The organism is Hyphomicrobium methylovorum, from assembly GCF_013626205.1.
GTDB classification, from domain to species: Bacteria; Pseudomonadota; Alphaproteobacteria; order Rhizobiales; family Hyphomicrobiaceae; genus Hyphomicrobium_B; species Hyphomicrobium_B methylovorum.
Map to the genome: position 1 here is coordinate 680,887 of NZ_QHJE01000001.1, position 23,939 is coordinate 704,825.

A 23,939-nucleotide genomic window follows, 5' to 3' on the forward strand; every position below is an offset into this window, starting at 1 on the left:
CCCGGAGGTGGCTTCGCGGCCTCCTCCGTATCGGCGACCAGGAGCGTTATTCAACTTAAAACAATCGACGCCAGGGAGAAAACGTAATGACCAAGACATGCGCTGCGCTTGTTTCCGTATTTTTGCTGACCGGCATTGGAGCCGCGTCTGCTTCGGATTGGACTGCAAACTTCAAGACCCTCGACACGGACGGCAGCGGCTCGATCAGCCGCGTTGAGTGGGAAGATAACGTCCAGAAACTTAAACTGGATCCTGCTCCGACCTTCACGGCGATGGACACCGACACCAACAACAGCATCGACGAAGACGAATGGGCAGCTGCTGAAAAGATGGCGAAGGCCTTCCCGACGGCATGCAAGTCGTCCAGCGAATCTTGGTGCCCGAAGCAGTACTAATTCGGCGGCCTGGAACGCTACGAACTATTTCGAAACCCGGCAGGCAACTTCCGGGTTTCGATTTTTGGGACCGTGTTTCGGAGACCTGGTGACGACGGACGATTGTCCGATATCGCTTGGGGCTTTGGATTTGCGCTGACCCATGACCTGGGCATCGCCTATAGTCGCCCAGCGGACGGACAGGTGGGCGTGCCAGATGTTCCTTTCCAGATTGCGTTCTTTCGTTATCACTGGAATGGCATTTGTGGTTTGCGTTACTCAGCCTGCAATTGCAGCGAAACCAACCTGTACTTCCGATGCCATGATCGTCTTCGATGCGTCTGGCTCAATGGCCGCAAGCGACTTCCCAGATGGTGCGCCATCGCGGATTGATCGCGTCCGACAAGCGATCTCACGCTTCGTCCCGACTGTTTCCAAAGTTCGCAATCTCGGTCTGATTATCTATGGACCAGGCCCGCATTTCGATACGTGCCGCAACGTCTCGCTACGTTTTCGCCCGATCCCGAACGCAGGCAGCCGGATCATCTCCGAAGTCGAACGCGCGAAGCCGGAGGGACGCACGTCACTTACCGCAGCGGTACGTTTGGCTGCGCGCTCATTTCGAACCAGCGATAGTGTTGGCACGATCGTGCTCGTTACGGACGGGGAAGAAACGTGCGGTGGAAATCCGTGCAAGCTGGCGAGCGAATTGAAAGCGTCCTATCCGAATGTCACGGTGCACGTCATCGGATATAAGCTGCAGTCATTCGACGGCTATAGCGCCTCGTCCGGAGCGGAATGCCTAGCTGAACAGACGGGCGGCTACACGGCCACCGTCGAGACGATAGATGCGCTCGTTCGAGCGCTTACGAAATCCCTGGGCTGTCCTGAGGTTGCATGGCATAAGCCCGCCAAGCCGCTCCTGCGCCAGCATTAGAGCGCGCGCAATTCGCCAATATATTTGATCTGGAGTTTGCGATGAAATCCGCCGCCATTCTGTCCTTGAGCGTGGGCCTTTTCATACTTCCTCATTTTGCGATTGCCGAGGGCGTCACGGTTCCGCTTCCGGTTCGCAAACCTGGCCATTGGCAAATCACGACTGTCGCTCAGAGCATCGGCATGAAAACCTTCGATGCCTGCCTCACGGAAAGCGACAACATCGTTACGGGCACGGAAGATCCGAATTGCGGAAAGCCCGACGTGAAGCGGATCCACGATGAGATCTTCGTCAATGTCGTTTGTAAGACTGCTAACGGCACGCAGAAGATCAGCTCGCTTTTAACCGGCGATTTCCAAACGTGGTATCGCTCAATATCGAAGGTTACGTTCGATCCTCCGCAAGACGGCGTACCGCACATGGGCGCCACCATTGACGGCAAGTTCATCGGACCGACGTGCGATGAAAAAACGATCGAACAACCGGCTACCAAGAAGTAGCGCCCAACAAAAAAGCCGACCGCTTCACAGCAGTCGGCTTTTTCGAACATTGTCGTAGTGATCTAGCTGCGAGCGAGCAGACTTCCGATCAATTCGGAACTACCGGCGGTGCAGCAGCCGGTGGTGCTGGCGCTTCCGCTACCTGCGGCGCGTCGATCTTCGCGTCGTGCAGTATCGTGAACGTGCCATCGAACAGGCGCTTATCCGGCTCGGTAACGGGCGTGACGATGTTGCGTACCGGAAGCCCGGTTGCCTTATCGACATAGACGCTGTTCTGGTTCGGAACCGCGACTGCTGTTACGCGCGGGCCCTTTTCTTTTGCGTCGGCCGAGAGCGGCGTGGCCAGCACACCTTCGAACACTTCGTAGCTCTTGCCTTCGAAGTCTTTCTCTCCGACGCACTTGTAATCAGTCGCGCCCTTCGGCGACTCCGCAACCGACTCGCGGATTTGCTTCGCGACGGTCTCAGCAAAATTCTCTGGCAACTCCGCCCAGCCCTGCCCCTGGTTGGACCATGCCTTCTTGCCGACTACGATCATCTCGAGAGGTGTCGCGTCCTTACCGAGAAGCACCGTCTGGTGCATACGATCCGGAAGAACGTAGTCCACCTTCATATCGAGTGAACCCTGAGGGCTGGTAATTTTCGTTTCGAGACGGAAAGCCTTTGACTCGCGCAATTTTTCAAAAGCCGTATCGACCTTCTTTTTGCAGTCTGCGTCAGCCAGGGCAGGCCCCGAAAATAAAACGAGAAAAGCAATTAAAACGACGCGCATGAGTTCCACCGGGGTTGGAGGTTCCTATAAAGGCGAACGGATGACGCGAAAGCGCCTGCCAAGTCACGGCATTTTTCGTTACCAAATTTTCCCGCCGCGATCTTGCAGGCCGCCGCGGTCGCTTCCGCGGTGCCCTGCCATCTCCGGAAGATGATCGATTGCGATACGCATCAGCTCCGGTAGCGACTTGACGCCGAGCTTGGTTTTGATCTGCGAGCAGGTGTTGGCGATCGTCTTGTAACTGACGTGCAACTCTTCAGCGATGGCGGCGTATTGCTTGCCCTGGGCGATGAGTTCCAACGTCTGCAGCTCGCGCAGCGTCATGCCGCTGAGCGGATTGGTTCGTCCCTTCGTTTCCATCACCGCGATTGCGGATGCGATGGCGTGACTGAGGAACGGCTTGCCTTGGCGAACCATCTGCAGCGCCTTGACGATGTCGACGGACGAGGTGTCCTTCAGGATGTATCCATTTGCGCCCAGGCGGAGCGATTGACTCGCGATCATCGGATCTTCGTGCATCGTCAGCACAAGAATAGGCGTGTGCTTATCGTGGACGCGCAGCCTACGAATGAACGTCAGGCCAACCAGCACGCCCTTCTTGATCGCGAGATCGATGATGATGACATCCGGACGATCGTTGCGGTAGGCGCGGAACCCTTCGATGAGATTCGACGCGAGCGTGATGTCTTCGATACCAGCGTCCTCAAGCACACGCCGGCATCCCTGCAGGACTACCGGATGATCGTCGATAACGAGAATTTTGGTCATGGATTGGTCCGGGTCAGTTCGATTGCACTCGATCGAGTTAGCTCTATCGGCCGCGCAGGGAGTCGAACGGAGATCGAGGTTCCGCCTGACTTGTTACCAGCAATGACGAGGCTGCCGGCTGCTGATAGCACACGTTCGCGCATCGCTGACAAGCCAAAGCCTGCTTCGGCCCCCGGCTTGAGACCCTTTCCGTCATCGCTCACACGAAGCTGGATCGTTACATCGTCGACCGTCGCGTCGGGTGCGCTTCGATCATCGCGCCTTTCCCAGAGTTCGACCGTGATGCTGGTTGCGTCGCCATGGCGAACCGCATTGGTCAAGGCTTCTTGCGTAGAACGATAGACGGTCAAATCGATCTTCTCGCCATAAGCGCCAACCAATGGACCGATCGATGCCGTGAACTTTATATCGGGATGCCTGCGCTCAAAATCAAAGACCAGATCTTTAATCAGTGCTGAAAGCGGCACCTTGCCGATCGAAACGGGATGGAGTTGCTTCAGCAGCGCACGGTTCATCGCCTTCATACGATCGGTGATTTCGAGAATCTCTTTGGTCCGATTCTGAATGCGTTCCGCGTCTTTTTTCTCCAGACCATTGGCGAGCGTGCTTATCGATTCCACGTTCGCGGTGATTCCAAACAGGCACGGCCCGGCTTCATCGTGCAGTTCGCGCGCAATCTCGCGCCGCTCGTCTTCCTGAACGGACTGTATTTGGCGATAAAGCTCACCGTTTTCGGACCTGGTTTGATCGAGAGACGCCGCCAAGGAATTAAACTTCCGTGCGATGTCGGCGACTTCGCCAACGCGCGGAATGTCAAGGCGTTGCGAGCGCGATCCGGCTTCAAGTGCCACTAGGCCGCGGGCAAGTGCGACAAGCGGTACAAGGATCCAACCCAGGACGAAATAGAACGCCGCAAGCAAAAGCGCGATGGAAACGCCCGCAACCACGGCCAAAGAAGCCAGCTCTTGCCACTTCTCGGCAATTTCATCGTCCGGATCGCCACGTAAAACTAGTGCGGTTTGCCTCTGCGGAATTAGGATCAGACGCGCGTGTTCTTCACCTCCCGCAGGCATCATCAAACGCTCAAACCAATCCGGAACTGCGCTCAAAGGCTCCTCTGCATTCTCAGCGCTCGGCGACAACAAAGGACGTAGAGGCTGACCCGGATCTTGGATGTAGACGCGCGCGTGACGGAGATGCTGAACCTCTCGCGATACCAGCACATCGATATCTTTAAGATGGTCTTCGGCGGCGATCCGCCGGACGAGTTCGCGAAGATATCCTTCTGCGAAATCCATCGACGCTTCGATCTCTACGTTAACCGCATTACGACCGTTGATGACGGCTATCGTTCCCGCAACAATCGATGCGACGAGCAGCATCAACGACATCGCGATCAACACCTGGTGTCGTATCGAATGTCCCAGCCACGCAGCGCCTGAGAACTTGCTCTTGTTAAAAATCATTGGGGCCTTGAGTATTCATTTCAGCCGGACGCGCCGTAACGCTTCGACAACTCTTCAAGCGCCTTTTTGCCAGTAAAACCGGCCTTTCGCATGTTGTAGTACTGCTGGCCTACCGCGCCGAAACTCTCGACGCGGCTCGGCTCTGAGACAACGCCGGTTAATGCCGTAATGAGCCAAACCGCGCTTTCATGCTCGCCTTCCGTGCTCAGCATTTCTTCAAGCTGGACGGCGCGATTGGCGATCATGCGCGGCTCACCTCTGAACAGCGCTGAAGCTCTCGCCAACGCCTTCTCGAGGTCGGCTTCGTCGCCTTCCTTGATCGGCCTTCCCACCTGCTTCTGGCGCGCGACCAACCAATCGACAGGTTCAATCTCATCGCGCGCACCAAGCCAGCTCGTCTCAACGCCGGACTTCTTGATGCCGGAGTGATGTTCCGCTGCGCGCTCACGCGGTTGCTCGTCGCCACAACCCGCGAGGACGAGCGCTGATAGAAAAATTACAATTCGAAAAATTGGAAATGACATTGTGCAGGCAAACTATGCTGTGCGCGCCCGTATGACGCCGCTATTTGCGACGTATGCCAGACACTCTCGACCGATACTAGGACAACCTCTGCAGCGTTCTTTGCCATTTCTTCCCGGTGCTATTTGCCGATGCGTCTGAAGACCGCTCCCAGTTACGTTGTTACGGTCCGACCCCGTGCTGATTGCGAATTCAACGGATCACCAGCGACCCGTGGCGCACAGCGCGGCACCGAAGAGCAAATGGTTTAGGCGAGGTCACCGCCTAGACGTTGTTCGGGCCTTCGAGAAGAGGGGCGAAAGCGACAGCGAGTGTGCCACTCGTGAGTAGTTGCCGACGTCCCGAGAACAAAGGCTGGGATTGGAAACGCGAGGTTAATGGGCATGAAAAAAGTCGTTAGCACACCAATGCTGATGTCGGCGTCCTGTATGGCAATTGCTGTTGCTCTGCAGGTCGGCGTCGCATCCAGCGCTTACGCGAATGATAAGCTCATCGAGCTTTCGAAGAGCAACGAAAACTGGGTAATGCCCGGTAAGAACTACGATTCGAACAACTACAGCGAATCTACGCAGGTTAACGCTGAAAACGTTAAGCAGCTCAAGCATGCTTGGTCGTTCTCGACGGGCGAACTTCATGGTCATGAAGGTGCGCCGCTCGTGATCGGCGACATGATGTACGTTCACTCATCGTTCCCGAACAAGACGTTCGCTCTCAACCTCAACGACCCGGGCCACATCCTGTGGCAGCACAGCCCGAAGCAGGACCCTGCTGCTCGCTCAGTCGCTTGCTGCGATCTCGTGAACCGCGGTCTGGCTTACTGGCCGGGCGACGACAAGACGCCTGCTCTGGTTATCAAGACGCAGCTCGACGGCCATCTCGTGGCTCTCAATGCCAAGACTGGCGAAGAGTTCTGGAAGGTTGAGAACGGCGACATCAAGGTCGGTCAGACGCTGACGCAGGCTCCGTATGTCGTTCATGACTTGGCGATCGTCGGTTCGTCGGGCGCTGAGCTCGGTGTTCGCGGCCACGTCACTGCTTACAACGTCAAGACGGGTGAGCAGGCATGGCGTTACTACGCAACCGGTCCCGATGAAGAAATCGGTCTGGCTGACGACTTCAACAGCGCCAACCCGCACTACGGCCAGAAGGGCCTCGGAACGGCGACCTGGGAAGGCGATGCCTGGAAGATCGGCGGCGGCACGAACTGGGGCTGGTACGCATACGATCCTCAAGCCAACCTGATCTACTACGGATCGGGCAACCCGGCTCCGTGGAACGAAACGATGCGTCCCGGCGACAACAAGTGGACCATGACGATCACGGCCCGCGACGCTGACACCGGTAAGATGAAGTTCGGCTACCAGAAGACCCCGCACGACGAGTGGGACTTCGCTGGCGTGAACGTCATCATGCTGTCTGAGCAGACGGACAAGGAAGGCAAGAAGCGTAAGCTCCTGACCCATCCCGACCGTAACGGCATCGTCTACACGCTCGATCGTGAGAACGGCGACCTGATCTCGGCCGACAAACTCGACGACACCGTCAACGTGTTCAAGCACGTCGACCTGAAGTCGGGCCTCCCGGTGCGCGATCCGGAGTTCGGCACGCGCATGGACCATAAGGGCACCGAAATCTGCCCGTCGGCCATGGGTTACCACAACCAGGGTCACGACTCTTACGATCCCACGAAGCAGTTGTTCTTCATGGGCATCAACCACATCTGCATGGACTGGGAACCATTTATGCTTCCCTATCGTGCCGGCCAGTTCTTCGTCGGTGCAACTCTGTGGATGTATCCTGGCCCGAAGGGCGATCGCCAGAACTACCTCGGTCTCGGACAGATCAAGGCGTACAACGCGATCACCAACACCTACAAGTGGGAGCACATGGAGCGCTTCTCGGTCTGGGGCGGCACGCTCGCGACCGCAGGCAACCTGGTGTTCTACGGAACGCTCGATGGCTTCCTCAAAGCTCGTAACTCGGACACCGGCGAACTGCTTTGGAAGCACAAGCTGCCTTCCGGCGTGATCGGTTACCCGATGACGTACGAACATAAGGGCGTGCAGTACATCGCCGTTATGTCGGGCGTTGGTGGTTGGCCGGGCGTTGGCCTCGTGTTCGACCTTCAGGATCCGACGGCCGGTCTCGGTGCGGTTGGCGCCTTCAAGAACCTGCAGCGCTACACGCAGATGGGCGGCAGCCTCGAAGTGTTCTCGCTTGATGGCAAGAACCCCTACGACGACGTGAACGTCGGCGAATGGACGAAGGGCTGATCTAGAAGCTAGGGATCGCGGCGTTCGGCGGACGCTGTCCGCCGCGATCCTTCCCCAGCTCGGTGTCTGAAGAGATGCTGAGCCGCGTGGCGGCAGCCGATTTAGCTTCACTACGCGGTCGGCCGCCTCGCGAGCGACCTAGCTTCAAAGCAGACGCTACTACTGAGTTCGCAGTTCAAATCGGATCGCCAAATCCCTCAGGTTCGACGCTGAACTCCGGGCTATTTTCGAAAGGTGTTCGTTGCATGTTGCTCAAGTTCCGAGCCGAACAAGATGCCTTCTCCGCAGCCAAGATTGCGGGAACTGTTTTTGCGGTTGGCGTTTCCGTCGCCGCGCTCGTTTCGATCTATCCCGCGTTTGCCCAAGAGGCAGCGTCTACTCCTGTAGATACGTCCACTCTTCGCGTTTGTGCGGCCGCTAATGAAGCGCCCTATTCGGTAATGGACGAAAGCGGGTACGAGAACAAAATTGCCAAGGTTTTGGCGGAAGCTCTGAATCGCAAGGTTCAGTTCGTATGGTCACCAAAGCCGGCGATCTATGCGGTTCGCGATCAGCTCGACAAGAATCTGTGTGATGTCGTCATCGGCGTCGATACCGGTGACGAGCGCGTGCTGACGTCTCACCCGTATTACAAGGCATCTTATGTCTTCGTTCAGCGCACCGATTCACCGCTGAAGATCGATAGCTGGAAGTCACCCGATCTGCACAAGGCTGGCAAGATCAGCTTCGTTCAGGGCACTCCGGCAGACGTGATGATGAATGAAGTCGATCTCTATAACGACAACATCAATTACGTTTCATCTCTGACGAACTTCAAAGACAAGCGGAATGCTTACACGCGCGTACCTCCGCAGCGGATGATAGGCGAAGTCGCCGATAAGACGGCCGATCTTGCGGTGGCATTCGCTCCCGAAGTTGCGCGTTACGTTAAATCTTCTGGCGCGCTGAAGATGACACTCGTTCCAGACGACAACGTGCGGTCTGATGGCCAACACGTGCCGTTCCAGTTCGATCAATCCGTTGCAGTTCGCAAGTCGGACAAGGATCTGCTGGCAGCGATCGATAAGGCGTTGCCTCAGGTCCAATCGAAGATCGAAGCGATACTTACGGAAGAGGGTATTCCATTCGTATCGCCGCCGCCTCGGACATAACGGAAGTCTAGGGCTGTAGCGTCGACATTAGAGAAAAGAGAACCAGGATAATGAAATCAGCAGTATTTGCAGCGGGGTTAGCTCTGTGCGCACTTGTGGCCAGCGGACCTTCGATTGGCCAAGAGACTTTCCGGAATACCGTGACGGGCGACGTGCTTGATATCGACGCGAATGCACCGGCGGAAGGCCGGGATACTCCGGCGGTGAAGAAGTTTTTAGAGACGGGCGTCAACCCTTACACTGAAGTTCCGGGCTGTCTGCCGAAAGGCGAAGAGGTCTACCTCGAATCCTGCTCTGGCTGCCACGGCCACGTGGGCGAAGGCAAAGTCGGTCCTGGCTTGGCTGACGCTTACTGGACCTATCCAAAGAACAAAACCGACAAGGGTATTTTCGAAACGATCTTTGGCGGCGCTAACGGCATGATGGGTCCGCACTCGGATATCGAGCTCGACAACATGCTGAAGCTCATCGCCTGGATCCGGCACATTCAAGTTGAAGATGTGTCTGATGCGGATTGGCTGACGGACGAGCAAAAGAAAGCTTTCAAACCCTTCGATCTGAAGAAGTGGGAAAGCCAAGGCAAGGCCGCTGCCGAGAAGCAGGAATGCAAGATTTCCGGCAACTAGTTTTCGTATGGCGCGGCTTGGCCGTTCATACGAAGCTGGTACGGGAACAACAAGGACGGAAAGACCGTCTGAACTGAGTAGAAGAAAATGGAGGAAAGCCGATGAAGAAGATTTCACTCCCGATCGTCGCCGGAGCAATGCTCGTTGCCGCAGGGTTCGTTGGCATGACCACGCCTGCTGCAATGGCTTACGATGGCACCAAGTGCAAAGCACCCGGCAACTGCTGGGAGCCGAAGCCTGGCTTCCCGGAGAAAATCGCGGGCTCGAAGTACGACCCGAAGCATAACCCGAAGGAACTTGCAAAGCAGGTCGAGTCCCGCAAGGGCGAAGAAGCACGCAACGCTCAGCGCGCTGCTCACTTCAAGAAGACCGGCAAGTGGGTCTACGACGTCAAGAAGATCCAGTAGACGCACCCCTGCTAATCCTCGGATCTTGCTGCGCTTGCAAGACGAACTTCCTCTCCGAGGTCACTGGGGGTGCTGCTTTCGCAGCACCCCTTTTTCTTTCGCGCTCCGAGCTGCGCGGGGTTTATCTCCGCCGGTCCGGCGTAGCTTTGGAATCCTGCAATGAACCGCCCCGTTATCGGCCGCGAGCAGGATGCAGCGGAATCGGATCGCATGGATCTCAAAGACTGGCGCGCACGCGCGCTTGAATTCGAAGGCGAAGTCGGTCGGGCTATCGTTGGCCAGGAACGCGCCATCCGTTTACTTGTGATTGCTGTGTTCGCGCGCGGTCACGTTCTGCTGGAAGGTGACGTCGGCGTCGGTAAGACGACTTTGCTCAGAGCGGTTGCTCACGCTCTCGGCGGCTCTTACGAGCGCGTTGAAGGCACCATCGATCTGATGCCTTCCGACATGATTTATTACACGTTCCTCAACGAGGACGGTAAGCCACGCGTGGAGCCCGGACCGGTTCTGCGGCATGGCAGCGATCTCTCGGTTTTCTTCTTCAACGAAATCAACCGCGCTCGTCCGCAGGTGCACTCGTTGCTGCTCCGGTTGATGGCCGAACGCAGCATCACCGCCTTCAATACCGAACACTTCTTTCCGCACGTTCTCGTGTTTGCGGATCGCAACCGCATCGAACGCGAAGAGACGTTCGAACTTCCGGCTGCTGCACGCGACCGCTTCCTGATGGAAGTTTCTATTGGCTCGCCGACCGACGACGAGTCTCGTCGTGCGTTGTTGTTCGAGACGCGCTTTCATGATGTCGATCAATTGATCGGAGCCCTCAAAGAAGGCGTGATCGACTATCGCCAGATCAATGCGCTGGCGAAAATTATCCAGTCGTCGGTCGTCGTGAGCCCGGCGATTGAAAAATATACGCTCGACCTTTGGAAGGCTGTTCGCGATCCGGCGGCGGCGAATGTTTCCATTCCGGGTGTCGACATGACACGCCTCGTCGCTGGCGGCGCCAGCCCGCGCGGCATGAGCTATCTCATCCGTGCTGCCAGGGTCTCGGCTTGGCTCGCGGGTCGCGAGATGGTCGTTCCCGAAGACATTCGCGATATCTTTTACGAGTGCATGGCGCATCGCATCTTCCTCTCGCCCGTATACGAGTTGCGGCGGGAAGAGCTGGTGCGTTCACTCATCGATCAGATTTTTGCGAGCGTCCCGGCGCCATGAATGCCGAGCTGCAAGACGTCGCCTACCATATTCCGTGGAGAACCAGCGGGCTGCGCGCAGGGTCTCACCGCAGCTATCTTTTTGGCGGCGGCGGGCTCTTTCGTGACGTTGTTCCGCTCCTTTCTCTGCCGGATCCGCGCCGGATTGCTATTCGGGCATCGCTGAACGACCCGTTCGAACGCCTGCTTGTCCGTCGCTTCGAGCAGCCGAGTGCGATCGATGTCGTTGTTCTGGTCGATGTGTCGGCATCGATGGCTTTTCGTGGCCGTTGCGACAAGATCCAGATGGCGTCTGATTTGGCGCAAGCACTGGCAATTTGCACTGAACGGGCGGGAGATACGTTTGCGCTCTATCCGTTCGATGCGACTTTGCGGGACGATCTTCTGCTCCGGAGAACGCATTCGCGTGCGGCCCATTCGAAAGCCGTTGAACGGCTCAGGGCCTATCGACCGGATACGCCGGGCGTAAGCGGCGTTGGAGAGGCTGCGGCTGCACTCGTCGGGTCAAAGAAACTTGTCTTTCTGATTTCCGATTTTCATTGGTCGGAGAAGGAAGCGCAGCTCGCAGGCGAAACGCTTGCGTTTCACGATGTCGTGCCGATCGAGCTTGAAGACAGCCTGGAGACGGATGGGTTTCCCGATTGGGGGCTCGTCAATCTGCGTGATCTCGAGACCGGCCGGCGCCGCCTCATTGCCATGCGCCCTTCGCTGAAGGAACGCTGGCGGGTGTTGCGCGAAGCGCGACGCAACCGCGTGCGCCAAGTGTTCGATGCATCCGCGCGAGAGATGTTCACGATCCGGGACCGGATCGATTGGATGCGGCTGACAACCTATTTGGTCTATGGAAGCGCATGATGCGGAAACTGGCGACAATCCTGTTCCTGTTGCTGTTCCCCGTACCGGTTCAAGCCGCGATCGAGGCGGTGAATATTTTTGAACCTCGGGCGTTCGGCTATTTCATGGGCGACACGCTCGAGCGGCGTGTGGAAGTCGTGACGACAGGCGATACGGAGTTGATTTCTGGCAGCCTTCCGCGTCCAGGCTCGTTGACATATTGGCTTGATCTCACTTCCGTCGATCACAGCGTTCGCGAAGCGCACGGCGCAAAAACGCATACGATCATTCTCAAATACCAGATCTTCTATTCCGCCCTTCAGGCGACAAAGCTGAAGATTCCGCCCTACCCGCTCAAGTTTCGCAATCCCGGCGTTCAACCGCCAGCTGATGGCGCTAAGGACGAACATCGCAACGAAGGGGAAGCTCCACCAGCTTCCGCCTCGATACCTGCATTGCAGCTGACGATTTCTCCCCTTCGCGACATCTTGCTCGATGACGTGATGCCGGACCGAAAGACAGAGATTTCTGAAATTCTTCGGCCAGATGCTCGCGCCAATCTGATACCGACGGGCCGATTGGAAAAGCTTCTTGGACTCTCGGCCGCGGCGTTGCTTCTCTCTCTCGCGCTTTTGCTTTGGCACTATGCGATATGGCCATTTTCGCGACGGGCTGGGCGTCCATTCACGATTGCAGATCGGCGCATCCGCAAGCTTCAGTCCGCATCGTCGAGCGACGATCGATATGCCGAATCGTTGCTCGTGCTGCATCGCGCGCTCGACGAAGCGCATGGCGGCCGCGTGTTCGCAGGCGATCTTCCGAATTTCATTTCCAAGCATGAGCGCTTCTCTGACTTGTCGCTGCGGCTTCGTGAATTCTTCGAAAGCTCGCGGATGTATTTTTTCTCCGGAGACAAGGCTGCGGCGGAATCCCGGTTTTCTGTAGAGGATGTTCGCCATCTTGTTGCTGACCTCGCGCGCGAGGAAAAGGCGGCATGATATTCACGAACCCACTGGCGCTGTATCTGCTGCCGCTGGCGCTCATTCCGCTGTTTCTCAGCGGACAGAAGCAGGATGGCTTTCCGTCACTCGCCGGAATTGAAATCGATCGCCTGTCGCAAGCGATCGACATCGGCCTGCGTCTTCTCGGCGTTCTTGCGATCACTGGGCTCATTCTCGGCGTAGCGGGCATTTCGTTGCGCGAACGCAGCATCGACCGTTTCGGCCAGGGCGCGCATATCGTTCTATTGATCGACCGCTCGTCGAGCATGGACGATACGTTTGCTGGACGGCAGCCGAGCGGCGCGGAGGAATCGAAGTCGGCAGCAGCGAAGCGTTTGCTCAAGGAATTCGTTAAAGAGCGCGCCAATGATCGCTTTGGCATTGCGGCCTTCTCAACTGCACCTATCCACATCGCCCCGATCACCGATCATAAAGACCTCGTTCTCGGTGCGATCGATGCTATCGACCGCCGAGGGCTATCGTTCACCGACATCGGACGCGGCCTCGGCATGGGCCTCGACATGATGGCGGCGGACGTATCGCAAGCGTCTCGCGCGATCGTGCTTGTTTCGGACGGCGCTGGCGTGATTGGTCGGCGTGTGCAGGAAAGCCTGCGCACCGAGTTTGCGCGGCTGCCTGTGCATCTCTATTGGCTCTATCTCAGGACTGAAGGAACGAACGGCATCTTCGAAGTTCCGCCTCCCGGCGCAGAAGATACGCCGCAAGTTCTACCAGAGCGGCATCTCAACAAGTTCTTCGAGAGCCTGAAGGTGCCATACCGCGCATTCGAAGCCGAGAGCCCCGAAGCGGTGAAGACAGCGATCACCGAGATTGGCAAGCTCGAACAGACACCCATCGTTTATTCCGAGCGTATCCCACAATACGACCTGTCACGCTGGGCCTATGCGCTGGCGGCGCTCGCGCTCGGCGGCCTGCTGGCGGCAAAGCTGTGCGAACGTTCGCTCGGGCGATCTCAGGATGGCACCCATGCAGCTTAAAGATCAGATCAACGAACTCAGAATCTGGACAGGTCCGATTATCTGGCTTCTCGCGATTTTGGCAGCGGCGGCGACGCTCTTGGTCGGCGCCGATTTTCTGCGGACGAAGAATGCGAACACAAACATTCAGGCCCTGCTCGACGGAAAGGACGTCGAAATTCAGCCCGCGCGCGCAGAATCCGAAGAGGTTCTTGCGCGTATCAACGAGCTTCTTCGCCGCGATCGACTGGACGAAGCGCAAACTTTGTACAGTAGCAGCGAAACGCGCATCTCGATAGACGTTCGCGCCCTCGCTCTTTTCAATATCGCCAATGAGAGAACGCGACAGGCGACTGAGTTCGTCCGCAAGGGCGACATCGACCGTGGAACCGCTCTCGTCAATGTTGCCAAGTCCGAGTACCGCATGGCGTTGAAGCTGAAGCCGGACGATTGGGACGCGCGCTACAATCTCGATGTTGCCATGCGGATCGTTCGCGACCTGCCGCAAGCCGACAACCTGCCGGACGACGAGCAACAGACGCCCAAGAAACTCTGGACCGATCTTCCCGGTGTGCCGAAAGGCCTGCCATGACACTTGCTGGCATTCACATCGACAGGCGAATGCTGCTGCTTCTTGCGGCTCTCGTTCTCACAGCTCTGGCCATTGTCGGATTTCATGTCGTGCGCGAACGTCAAGTCGCGAACGCTTTGGCCGTGCTCGACATCACCGGCAGCATGAACACGCGAGACATGGGCCAACCGCCCGGCACGCAAAGCCGTCTCGAAGCCTCGCGCAAAGCTCTGATCGACATGATGCAGAATTTGCCGTGCGAGTCGAAGCTGGGCCTCGGGCTATTCACCGAGCGCGTGTCTTTTCTGCTGTTCGATCCGGTTGAGATTTGTGGCAACTACGACGCTCTCGAAGGCGCGATTTCTGAAATCAATTGGCGCATGGCGTGGCAGGCCGACAGCTACATATCGCGCGGTCTTTTCTCCAGCATTGCAACCGCCGAAAGCCTCAAAGCCGACGTGATCTTCCTGACGGACGGACACGAAGCACCCCCATTGCGCGCGGACATGCCGATCGAATTCGACGGCAAGCCGGGTGAAGTCAAAGGCCTGATCGTCGGCGTAGGCGGAACGGAGAAGTCACCTATCCCGAAATACGACGATGAGGGGCGACAGATCGGCGACTACGGTCCGAGCGATGTTCCGCAGGACAACCGCATCGGCGCGGCGCCAGCAGGTGCAGAGCATCGTGCTGGATACAATGCACGCAACGCACCCTTCGGAGAGGCGCCGGAAGGGGGCGAAGAGCACCTGTCTTCGGTCCGCACCGAGCATCTGGAAACGCTCGCGCAGTTGACCGGGCTGACTTATGTCGAGTTGCAAAAGACGCGCAGCCTTGCAGGTCCGCTGTTGTCTGCAGGCAGTGCGCGCTCGCTGCCGATCTCAACGAACATGGCTTTCATTCCTGCACTGCTGGCGCTCGGCCTGCTCGTCACTCTTTACGCTTTGTCTCTTTTCGATGGCGGAATTCGAAATCGCCGCTGGGGCCGCCACCAGCCGACATCTTGATGCGCATAACTAAAAACCAGGAGATTTGTATGATCTTTTCGCGTCATATTATTCTTGCATTTGCATTCCTTGTGGGCGGCTTCAGCTTGGCGCATGCCCACGGTCCGACGCCGCAGAAAGTCGAAGAGAAGATCACGATCAACGCTCCGCCCGCGGATGTCTGGAAGATCGTCAAAGATTTTGGCGCTATCGGAACCTGGCACCCAGGCCTCGCCAACGTTAAAGCTGAAGGCGGCAGCGAGCCGGGCGCGACGCGCGTCATCACTCTCAAAAGCGGCGGCGATCTTGAAGAAAGCCTCGACGATATCGACGACAAGGGAATGTCGTTCGGCTGGCGTCTGCAAACTGAAAATGTCGATGCGTTCCCCGTCAGCTTCTATTCGGCTGTCATCACGGTGACGCCAGCGGACGGTGGCAGCAACGTCGAATGGGTGTCGCGCCTTTATCGCGCCGATACGACGAACGAGCCGCCGGAAAACAAGAACGACGAAGCTGCGGTGAAAGCGACGACCGATTTCATCAAGGCTGGTCTCGAAGGGCTCAAGGCGAAAGCTGAGGGCAAATAAAGTGCGAGGCGCCGGCGCTGCTCTCGCTGCATTTGTTGCGTTGACCATCGGCGTTTCGGCGCCGGTGGCGGCGAGCGGTAGCAGTCAGGCGATTTATGTTTTAAGCCAAGACGATGCGATCCTTTCGATCGTGGATCCCGAGACGGACGAGATCGCAACGAAGATCGAATTGAAGGGCAAGCCTGCGTCGTTTGCTTTGCGTTCGGCCTCTTCGGAAGCCTTCGTTACGGAGCCCGATAGCGGTGAAGTCCTCGTTGTTGATCTGAAGACGCGGGCCATAGCTCGTCGTCTGAAGATTGGCGGGCAACCGTTCGGCTTGGCGACTGGGACGAAGGGAACGTTGTATGTCGGCGACTGGAGCGCCAATCGCGTCTCCGTCGTCGACGAAGCAACCGGCAAAGTGACAGCCTCATTGGCGACGGGACATTCCCCCGCCCACCTCGTTGCCTCCCGCGACGGCGCACGAATATTCGTTGCGAACCGCGAGTCTGACAGCATCAGCGTGATCGATGCGCCATCGAATACCATCCTGAAGACGATCCCGGTCGGGCGCGCACCATTTGCTTTAGCTTTAAGTGCGGACGAGCGGCGCTTGGCTGTCGCGAATGTTCAATCAGCGACGCTGTCGATTATCGATACGGAAAAGCTCGCTGTCGTTTCGAGTCCGGCGACGCATGCGATGCCTTATGGCGTTGCTTTCGCGAAAGACGACACCCAAGTTCTCGTTTCCAACCAAGAAGGCGGAAGCATCTCGATCTTCGATGATGCAAAGCCAAGTGTTCGCGCGGACGTCAAGGTCGGGCGATACCCCGAAGGATTGATTGTGCTGGAGAGCGGAAGGAAGGCCTATGTCGCCAATTGGTTTTCTTCAAGCGTCTCGGTCGTCGATCTTGAGACGAAAGCAGAGACGAAGCGTATCAAATGTCCGAGCGGGCCTCGCATGGTTCTCGCAGGGCCTGCGCTTCCATAGCGGCGCAGTCGTTGCGATCGCCGCTTCCGCGCTTTTGGTCATGACGCACGGCGTCTCGGCTCAATCTTCAAGTCAGGACAAAGCACCTCCCTGCAACGCTACGAGCGTCCTGGAAGAACTTGATCTCAAGAATCGGCCGCGGCTGGAGCAGATCCTTGCCGAGGCGGCACGCGTCGCCAATGCCCAGGCCGTGCTCTGGAAGATCGAGAAGGACAACCTCGCGCCCTCTTATCTGTTCGGCACGGTGCACGTTATCGACGAAAGCATGCAGACGCTTTCACCCGCGGTGCGGCGTGCGATCGCGTCATCGAAAGTCATTGCCGTCGAAGCTGCGCAGCCTGCATCGAAGGAAGCCTGGCAGGCTTCCATGGCCGACGCGAACCCCCTTATGGTTTCGCTGGACCGTGAGCTAGAGCGCGTTCTCGACGAGCACGAGATGTCCGTCGTTGAGCGCGCGCTCATCGCGGCGGGCTATCCGGGGCGCATGGCGTTTGCTCTCAAGCCATGGGCCGCGACCATGTTCCTCGCGGATTCTCCCTGTCAGCATTCGCTTCAGGAACGCGGGCTCATGCCGATCGACGCGATCATCGTCGAGAGAGCCGAGAACAACAACCTGCCGATCGTTGGGCTCGAGACGACGCTGGAGCAATATCAATCGCTCGCGTCCATTCCGTCAGCGCTTCAGGTGGCGTGGCTCAAAGCGAGCATCGAACTGCATCCGCGCGTCGACGACATCTCGGAAACGATGGCGCAGCTCTACCGATTCCGTCGGCTCGACGCAGTTTGGTCGTTGACGCAAATCATGGCGCCGCAGGCGGGTTTAACGGACGATATGCTTCAATCGCTGCGCTCGGAGCTCGTCGGCAAGCGCAACGCGCGCATGCTGGAGCGAGCATTGCCGCTCCTCGACAAAGGCGGCGCGTTTATCGCCGTCGGCGCGATGCATCAAATCGGACCTGAAGGCCTCGTTGCGCTGCTGAAGCAGAAGGGCTTCTCGACCGTCGCTATCGAATGATCAACCGTAGATCGGAGTTCAACATGAGACAGTTCAAAACATATGCGGCATTCGCCGCCTTTGGCGTGATCGGTGCGCTGGCGATGTCGATGCCTGCGACGGCAGCCGGTTTCTGTGGAGAAAAAGTCGATAGCGGTGAGACGACAGGGAAGACGGAAGAAGACGCCAAGAAAGCAGCGACCGTCTGGTGGTCATCACGCGCAGGCGCGCTTGGCCGAGGTTATGAGTTCTGGGAGCAAGCCAAGGACAAGACCATCAAGTGTCACAAAGAGCCGCCGGACAAATTCAAGTGCGTTGCAAGCGCAAAGCCGTGTCTGCCCGACGGTCAGACACCGGAAAATATCCGGAAGCAGGACCTCTAACAGACACGGAACGAATTCCGGCGCTTATAGCTCGCTGTAGTTTCTTGTCGTCTGTAGCGAACCGAAATAAGTGCCGGTCCACCGTTCAACTTTTTCCGGCAAGAACACGAAGCTCTGCATCCGGTAGACGATGCCGCCTGACATGACGGTTTTTTCGTCGGCCGGAATTGCGGTTGCTGGCAAGAAGTAAGCGCATGTTTGCTTGCCGGCCGCTTTGTTCACGACGTTGGCGGCGATCTCGCCGGCGTCTCCTGCTGCGCGACGCTGCAAGAATGCGATCTGATCTGATTTGGCGCCGCAGAAGTATCCCGAAACGCGTTGCGTCGTGTCTGCTTTGACGGTGGCGCCCGCCATGCACGCCACAGCCACTGCCGCGAGAGATACGGGAAAGGAAGAGATTCGAAAGAGCATCGAGTCGTCTCCTAGGTTAACGGCTCACTTGCGTGACCCCAAACCAACCGAGCGCGTCTCCTGCCCTGTCCTATTTTTTCTTCAAGACTGAAGGAAGAATCGGTAATGGGCAATAATCCGCGCCTATTTGTCCAACCTGTCGTCCTTTTCGTTCGATGCGCGTGGCCGCTCGGCGCCATGCCGCCGAGCGGCCGCCGCAGTTACTCCACTAGAAGCAGGAATGACTTCCCTTCGGCTGTCGCGAGTTCCTCGTCGTCCAGCGTGCCGTCATTATCGGGATTGGCAGCGTGGAACCGCTGCTCGACCACTTTTTCGAATTCCGCCTGATCCAGCGTGCCGTCGTTATCCGGATCGGCAGCCTTCAACGCGGCTTCGTCGATGCGCCCCTCGAGTTCCTTGGCGTCGAGCGTGCCGTCGTTATCGGGGTCCAACTTCTTAAAAAGCTTGGCTGCCGCTGCTTTTGCTTCCGGCAAATCGACAGTTCCGTCGTTGTCGGGATCGAGGGCCGTCAGCGAAGCGGATGCTGCCGAAACCGGTCCTACAGGCACAAATGCCAGAATCGCCAGTGCACTCAAAACCGCTGCGCCGATGTTGGTCGTTTTCATCAAAAACTGCTCCTTTGCCTGTATTGCCTGCAAAATCCCCCAAAATCGGAAGAAAATATCGGGATGGTTTCCCTCTCATTGGCAATAACTGCAAACTAACACTGGATTACTTCCCGATGTCTGGTGAAATTTTTCCCGAAATTTAGGGAATTTTTCCCGGGAGCGGTTTTGAGATGGGATGGGGGCCGACTTGTGGCTTGGAGGACGGCCCGGCTCGGGGCCGGTCGGCGGCCGAACGGGACACAACAATCGCCGAACGAGCGGCGGAACACGAAGCTTCTTAGAAGGGTTCGTGGCTCTGTGTCATGGGCGGATCGATCGTGATGCCGCGCTGCTGCGGAATAGACCAACAGCTTCTCGCCATGCTTCGCAGGCTTCTTGGCTGAGCGTCAAGCGGTTCGGATTACGTTTTGCGCATTTCCAGCGCCATGCGGATGAGATCCGCGGTTCGCTCGACCGCAAGTTTGCCCTTCATCAAGCTGCAGGCGTTCGCCACCGTTTTGTAGGCGACGCCGAGTGTGGAGGCGATTGCTGTCAGGCTTTTTCCTTCGCCGAGGAGCCGCAAGATTTCGATCTCTCGCATTGTGAGACGTTCGAGAAGGTCGCCGTCGCCGGAGAACTGCTTCAACGCGAGGTCTGTTGCGATCTCTCGTTCGACGTAACGCTTTCCTTCTGCAACGCGCAGCACAGCCGTGACGAGTTCTTCCGCAGACGCGCCTTTGGAGATGTATCCTCGCGCGCCCGCCTGTACGGCCCGTGCCGCGTAAATCGCCTCAGCGTGCATACTGAGCATCAGAACTTTTGCGTTCGGGCTTTCAATCTGAAACCGTTTCAAGAGTTCCAGTCCGCTCGCCCCGGCAAGACTGATGTCGAGGATGACGACATCCGGCGACTGCTGCCGGAAGACCGCGAGGGCTTCGTGGCTCGTCGCTGCTTCGTAAATCTCGGCGTTTGGAATTGCCGAGAGAAGTCGCCGCACGCCTTGGCGAACGAGAACATGATCATCGACCAGAAGGAGTTTCATGGCACGTTCGACCCTGCTTCAAGATGTTGATTTGGTTGTATGGATTCAGCGGAAAACTCTGGTGGGAATTGTGCTTCGACGAGCGCGCCTTCCCCATCGGTGCGGTTTTGAATGGAGAAGACTCCGCATTTCGATGCAACGCGCTCTCGCATGCCGGTTAATCCGTGCCCAGCACGCAGCGATTTCAATCCACCGCCGTTGTCTTTGACACTCACCCGAACGCCCTGCCCCTCGTCCCGCGATACGGCAATATCGATCGCGGTCGTCTTGCCGTGGCGTACGGCGTTGCTCATGCTTTCCTGGACAATCCGATAGACGACGGGATCGAGATCGGCACCAACGCCATCTTCCGGAACACTCGCTTCCACCTTGAGCGTCGGATGGCGCGATGTCCAAAACTCGATTAGCCGCTTGATCGATGCGTCGAGACCGAGGTCTTCCACCGTTCCGCTTCTTAGACGACCGAGGATTTGAAGCACGCGCTTCTGACTCAAGCTGACCGCTTCGCGTATGGATTCAAGACGTTCGAGCGCATCGCTATTCACGCCAGTCCCAAGCGCCTTTTGCACGCCCGCGGTATCGAGGCCGACCGAAAACAGAAGCGGTCCGATCTCGTCGTGCAGATCGCGCGCGAGTTCCGCCCGCTCTTCGTCTTGCACGCTCGAAAGTTGCTCTTCCAACAGCGCTTTCGATGCTTCCGCTTGCTCGAGTTGAACCGCCATATGGTTGAACCCGCGCGCCACCGCTTGCAGATCGCGAGAGCCCGTTTCCGGAAGTCGCGTTGTGAAATCGCGCTGCGCGACAAGAGAAAGCGCGTGATTGAGATCCATCAAAGGCTTGAGTTCGCGACCGACCGTCCAATAGATCAGCGCCGAAACCAAGCCAGTTAGTATTGCCATAACGACAAGGCTGCTTCCCAGATCCTCCCACAATTCCTGCACCTCGTTGCGAGGGTCGGCCTCCATGAGAAACGACTGATAGCCATGGACGTTGTCCGGCACCGGGATACTTGACGTTTCGGGCGGACCTCCAAACAACGCGATAAACCAATCGGGCGCGGGGTCAGACGGCATTGCGATGCGCGATTCCGCGACGCGCTCACCGTTCATGCCGATCAGAGAAACCTTGAGGTGGCGGCCACCGCTGAACCGATCGATGACACTAGGCATCTGCTGATACGGCGCGGAGGATCGCTCCAATTCGCCGACGGCGTCTTTCAGAACCTGCTCGCCGACGACAAACGCCGCGTGCAACTCGGTGCGGATCTTTCCTGCTGCCCGCCAATATGACATCGCCGCGCCCATGATGAGGCTAAGCCCCAGGACGAGGGCGACGCGCAACAATAAGCGCTGGCGAAGCGACATGGTGAACCACCAAGCGTCACGGTTTAAACACAAGACCCCAAGGCAAACGTCCTACAGGCACAGACTTCTCGGCTTTCAACGACGCGACGTCGATGACGGTAACATCGTTCGAGAGGCCATTCGCCGTAAAAAGCTTTGTTCGGTCGGCGTTGAAGTCCAGATGCCAGGGGCGCTGCCCGACGAGGATTAGACTTTCGACCTTGTATGTTTCGGTATTGATGACAGCCACGCGGTTCGCCCTGCCGAGCGCTACAAACCCGCGCTTGCCGTCAGCGGAGAACTGCACGCCCATCGGCTGGATGAGTTCCGGACGGACGCCTGGAATATCGAATGTCAGACGCTGGGCGATCTGGCGTGTTTCCGCGTCGATGACGGAGACGGTGCCACCCACCTCGGCCGTGACCCAAACATGTTTTCCGTCCGGTGTGTAGCGAGCGACGCGCGGGCGCGTATCGACCAGAACGTTGGCGACGACCTTCAGTGTTTTGGTGTCGATGAAATGAGCCATGCTGGTCGATTCAGACGTGGCGACGACAATGCTGTCGTCCGGCGAGACCGCCATGCCTTCCGGTTCGACGCCGATCTGAATTTCGCCCTTTACACTGCCGTCCGCCGTGTTGACGACGGTGACCATGCCATCGTCTTCGTTAGCGATGTAGAGCAGCTTTCCTGCGTGATCGATGTCGAGGAGCTCGGGATCCGGACCTGACGTTTCGTGCGTGGCAGTAATTTCGAGCGTTGCCGTATCCATCACATCGAGGCGGTTGTCGTCGCCAGCGCAGATGTAAAGCGTCTTGTAATCGGGAGAGAGAACCATCCCGCGGGGACGTCGACCGACCGGAACCGTTTTCACGACCTTCAACGTCTCAGTATCGAGAACGGTGATGGTGTTGTCTTTCTCATTGCTGATAAATGCCGTGCCCGCGGCCGCCGGCAGGGAGAATGCGCAGGACGCGATTGCAAGGCCAAAAGCAAAACGTTTCATGGTGCATTCCGATGCTGGGTTTTCAGTTCTTGTTTCGGCATTTGGATTCAGGTTCGTCGTAGCCGAGTGTATCGGTCAGATATTTCGGATGCAGGAAGCCATCCTGAGGCGAAACGGAAACAAGCGCTCTTGGGCCTGCGAGTAAAATTGGCTGACGCAATTGCCGGTCCCATTTTCGGAACGTCATGCCTTGAGACTTGAAGCCAGCAACCTCAAAGCGGTCTGACATCAGATAGGCGCGCAGCGTGGCGACGTCGGCGGAGTTAGTGCGTGTGGCGGCTTCGCCGAATGTGCGGGCCGCGAGCCAGCCGGAGTAATCCCGCTCGGTCATGATGCGACCTGCTTTGCGCTCAAAGCGGTTCTGCATCTGCGTTGCAGCGGCTTCTTCGTAAGAGCGATGCCAAGAGAGCGCCATCAGGCCGTGCGTTCCAGCGATCGGGCGCGGCTCATACGTGTTGAAGAGCAGATAGTCTCCGAAGCTTTCGCCGGTGTCGGCAACGATGATGACATCATAGTTGCCAAGGCCTTGCGTCAGCAGCGGCATCTGCGTCTGAATTTGCTGGTGCCCAGTATCGGTGCGCCGCGAGCCAGCGTGATAGGTGTAGGTTTTTTCGCCGACGATCTTGCCGCCGAAGCGTTTCGCGGCGCGGCGCACGGCTTCGGCGTACTCTTTATCGTCAGGCGTGGTGCCTGAGATGAGCGCCCAATTTCGCCAGCGCTTCCAGATCAGGTACTGCGCAAGCGCGTCCGCCCGCATGGCCCAGTCCGGCAGAATATGAAACACGTTCGTGCGGCAATTCTCGTTGCGCAGCGCGTCGTCGTTGGAGCGGATATTGAAAATGATGGCGCTTTGCGCTTCGGGGAGATCGGCAACGGCAAGAAGATCGGCCGGTTCCAAGTCGGCGATAATCAGAGAGATGCCCGATGCCAGGACCTCTCGGGCCTTGGTCTTGATGTCATCCGTTTCCGGCACGATGGCTTCGAGCATCGTGAAGTTCTGACCGATCAAGCGCCCGGTGCGATTGTCTTCCTCCAATCCGACGCGCGCGCCTTGGATACCCTTGTCTGTATAAATTTTGTCGACCAGCGAGAGCGGTTCAATCTCCGCATAGGCTTTTCCGAGATACGCCATTTTAATCGTGGTCGTTTTTGCCGGATCGACTCCGGGCAAGGCGTCGCCGCCTTGCACCGGCACCGCAAACGTCAATGCGAATGTTACAACCGCCATGGCAAA

General features: G+C 57.6%; 27 protein-coding genes. 17 read left to right on the forward strand and 10 right to left on the reverse strand.

Going from position 1 to position 23,939, the window contains the following annotated elements:
• Positions 1-86 precede the first annotated feature (86 nt).
• The 3 genes from DLM45_RS03525 (at position 87) to DLM45_RS03535 (ending at position 1,811) form a co-directional block, all read left to right on the forward strand.
• Positions 87-395 carry an EF-hand domain-containing protein gene (locus DLM45_RS03525; protein WP_181335610.1) on the forward strand — a complete coding sequence of 103 codons (309 nt, stop codon included), beginning with the start codon at positions 87-89 and terminating at the stop codon, positions 393-395.
• Between the two features lie 235 nt (positions 396-630).
• On the forward strand, positions 631-1,311 hold the full coding sequence (locus DLM45_RS03530; RefSeq protein ID WP_181335611.1) for a vWA domain-containing protein: 681 nt from the start codon (positions 631-633) through the stop codon (positions 1,309-1,311).
• 41 nt (positions 1,312-1,352) lie between these two features.
• A complete protein-coding gene (locus tag DLM45_RS03535) occupies positions 1,353-1,811 on the forward strand; it encodes a DUF3617 domain-containing protein (RefSeq protein WP_181335612.1) in 459 nt (152 codons plus the stop codon).
• Positions 1,812-1,899: 88 nt separating this feature from the next.
• On the opposite strand, the gene DLM45_RS03540 is transcribed toward DLM45_RS03535, so the two are convergent.
• The 4 genes from DLM45_RS03540 to DLM45_RS03555 all read right to left on the reverse strand — a co-directional run bounded on the left by DLM45_RS03540 (position 1,900) and on the right by DLM45_RS03555 (position 5,341).
• On the reverse strand, positions 1,900-2,583 hold the full coding sequence (locus DLM45_RS03540; RefSeq protein WP_181335613.1) for a hypothetical protein: 684 nt from the start codon (positions 2,581-2,583) through the stop codon (positions 1,900-1,902).
• Positions 2,584-2,661: 78 nt separating this feature from the next.
• On the reverse strand, positions 2,662-3,351 hold the full coding sequence (locus tag DLM45_RS03545) for a response regulator transcription factor (RefSeq protein ID WP_181335614.1): 690 nt from the start codon (positions 3,349-3,351) through the stop codon (positions 2,662-2,664).
• On the reverse strand, positions 3,348-4,817 hold the full coding sequence (locus DLM45_RS03550; RefSeq protein WP_181335615.1) for an ATP-binding protein: 1,470 nt from the start codon (positions 4,815-4,817) through the stop codon (positions 3,348-3,350). The genes DLM45_RS03545 and DLM45_RS03550 overlap by 4 nt, the downstream gene beginning before the upstream one ends.
• A 20-nt stretch (positions 4,818-4,837) precedes the next feature.
• Positions 4,838-5,341, reverse strand: a complete 504-nt coding sequence (locus DLM45_RS03555; RefSeq protein WP_181335616.1) for a hypothetical protein — start codon at positions 5,339-5,341, stop codon at positions 4,838-4,840.
• A 411-nt stretch (positions 5,342-5,752) separates the two neighbouring features.
• On the opposite strand from DLM45_RS03555, the gene DLM45_RS03560 reads away from it, so the two are divergent.
• The 14 genes from DLM45_RS03560 to DLM45_RS03625 all read left to right on the forward strand — a co-directional run bounded on the left by DLM45_RS03560 (position 5,753) and on the right by DLM45_RS03625 (position 18,316).
• Entirely contained in the window at positions 5,753-7,612 is a 1,860-nt protein-coding gene (locus tag DLM45_RS03560; RefSeq protein WP_425485227.1) for a methanol/ethanol family PQQ-dependent dehydrogenase, read from the forward strand.
• Between the two features lie 245 nt (positions 7,613-7,857).
• Positions 7,858-8,763 (forward strand): methanol oxidation system protein MoxJ, encoded by a 906-nt coding sequence (moxJ, locus tag DLM45_RS03565; protein WP_181335617.1) that lies wholly within the window; start codon positions 7,858-7,860, stop codon positions 8,761-8,763.
• A gap of 50 nt (positions 8,764-8,813) precedes the next feature.
• Positions 8,814-9,389, forward strand: a complete 576-nt coding sequence (moxG, locus tag DLM45_RS03570; protein ID WP_181335618.1) for a cytochrome c(L), periplasmic — start codon at positions 8,814-8,816, stop codon at positions 9,387-9,389.
• Positions 9,390-9,526: 137 nt separating this feature from the next.
• Complete coding sequence (locus tag DLM45_RS03575; protein WP_246317519.1) at positions 9,527-9,796, forward strand: methanol dehydrogenase [cytochrome c] subunit; 270 nt, start codon at positions 9,527-9,529, stop codon at positions 9,794-9,796.
• 159 nt (positions 9,797-9,955) lie between these two features.
• On the forward strand, positions 9,956-11,014 hold the full coding sequence (locus DLM45_RS03580; protein ID WP_181335620.1) for an AAA family ATPase: 1,059 nt from the start codon (positions 9,956-9,958) through the stop codon (positions 11,012-11,014).
• Positions 11,011-11,868, forward strand: a complete 858-nt coding sequence (locus tag DLM45_RS03585) for a DUF58 domain-containing protein (protein WP_181335621.1) — start codon at positions 11,011-11,013, stop codon at positions 11,866-11,868. The genes DLM45_RS03580 and DLM45_RS03585 overlap by 4 nt, the downstream gene beginning before the upstream one ends.
• Positions 11,865-12,845 carry a nonribosomal peptide synthetase MxaA gene (locus tag DLM45_RS03590; protein WP_246317137.1) on the forward strand — a complete coding sequence of 327 codons (981 nt, stop codon included), beginning with the start codon at positions 11,865-11,867 and terminating at the stop codon, positions 12,843-12,845. The genes DLM45_RS03585 and DLM45_RS03590 overlap by 4 nt, the downstream gene beginning before the upstream one ends.
• Positions 12,842-13,846, forward strand: a complete 1,005-nt coding sequence (locus DLM45_RS03595) for a vWA domain-containing protein (protein ID WP_181335622.1) — start codon at positions 12,842-12,844, stop codon at positions 13,844-13,846. Before DLM45_RS03590 ends, DLM45_RS03595 begins: the two co-directional genes overlap by 4 nt.
• Positions 13,836-14,417 carry a hypothetical protein gene (locus DLM45_RS03600; protein ID WP_181335623.1) on the forward strand — a complete coding sequence of 194 codons (582 nt, stop codon included), beginning with the start codon at positions 13,836-13,838 and terminating at the stop codon, positions 14,415-14,417. Before DLM45_RS03595 ends, DLM45_RS03600 begins: the two co-directional genes overlap by 11 nt.
• The gene (locus tag DLM45_RS03605) at positions 14,414-15,403 is read left to right on the forward strand and encodes a vWA domain-containing protein (protein ID WP_181335624.1); all 990 of its coding nucleotides are present in this window, start codon (positions 14,414-14,416) and stop codon (positions 15,401-15,403) included. Before DLM45_RS03600 ends, DLM45_RS03605 begins: the two co-directional genes overlap by 4 nt.
• Before the next feature lie 29 nt (positions 15,404-15,432).
• A complete protein-coding gene (locus tag DLM45_RS03610; protein ID WP_181335625.1) occupies positions 15,433-15,969 on the forward strand; it encodes an SRPBCC family protein in 537 nt (178 codons plus the stop codon).
• 1 nt (position 15,970) lies between these two features.
• Positions 15,971-16,939: a YncE family protein gene (locus tag DLM45_RS03615; protein WP_343062234.1), complete on the forward strand. Its 969-nt coding sequence runs from the start codon at positions 15,971-15,973 to the stop codon at positions 16,937-16,939.
• Between the two features lie 40 nt (positions 16,940-16,979).
• Positions 16,980-17,954, forward strand: a complete 975-nt coding sequence (locus DLM45_RS03620) for a TraB/GumN family protein (RefSeq protein WP_181335626.1) — start codon at positions 16,980-16,982, stop codon at positions 17,952-17,954.
• A gap of 23 nt (positions 17,955-17,977) precedes the next feature.
• Positions 17,978-18,316 carry a hypothetical protein gene (locus tag DLM45_RS03625; protein ID WP_181335627.1) on the forward strand — a complete coding sequence of 113 codons (339 nt, stop codon included), beginning with the start codon at positions 17,978-17,980 and terminating at the stop codon, positions 18,314-18,316.
• Between the two features lie 24 nt (positions 18,317-18,340).
• Here DLM45_RS03625 and DLM45_RS03630 read toward each other — a convergent pair whose 3' ends face one another.
• From DLM45_RS03630 to DLM45_RS03655, 6 genes are all read right to left on the reverse strand, one after another.
• Positions 18,341-18,727 carry a hypothetical protein gene (locus DLM45_RS03630; RefSeq protein WP_181335628.1) on the reverse strand — a complete coding sequence of 129 codons (387 nt, stop codon included), beginning with the start codon at positions 18,725-18,727 and terminating at the stop codon, positions 18,341-18,343.
• Positions 18,728-18,927: 200 nt separating this feature from the next.
• On the reverse strand, positions 18,928-19,332 hold the full coding sequence (gene lanM / locus DLM45_RS03635) for a lanmodulin LanM (protein WP_181335629.1): 405 nt from the start codon (positions 19,330-19,332) through the stop codon (positions 18,928-18,930).
• A gap of 403 nt (positions 19,333-19,735) precedes the next feature.
• A complete protein-coding gene (locus tag DLM45_RS03640) occupies positions 19,736-20,356 on the reverse strand; it encodes a response regulator (RefSeq protein ID WP_181335630.1) in 621 nt (206 codons plus the stop codon).
• Positions 20,353-21,720, reverse strand: coding sequence for a histidine kinase (locus DLM45_RS03645; protein WP_181335631.1), 1,368 nt, complete (start codon positions 21,718-21,720; stop codon positions 20,353-20,355). The genes DLM45_RS03640 and DLM45_RS03645 overlap by 4 nt, the downstream gene beginning before the upstream one ends.
• Positions 21,721-21,736: 16 nt before the next feature.
• Entirely contained in the window at positions 21,737-22,705 is a 969-nt protein-coding gene (locus DLM45_RS03650; RefSeq protein ID WP_181335632.1) for a PQQ-dependent catabolism-associated beta-propeller protein, read from the reverse strand.
• Positions 22,706-22,727: 22 nt separating this feature from the next.
• On the reverse strand, positions 22,728-23,933 hold the full coding sequence (locus tag DLM45_RS03655) for an ABC transporter substrate-binding protein (protein ID WP_181335633.1): 1,206 nt from the start codon (positions 23,931-23,933) through the stop codon (positions 22,728-22,730).
• Between the last annotated feature and the right edge of the window lie 6 nt (positions 23,934-23,939).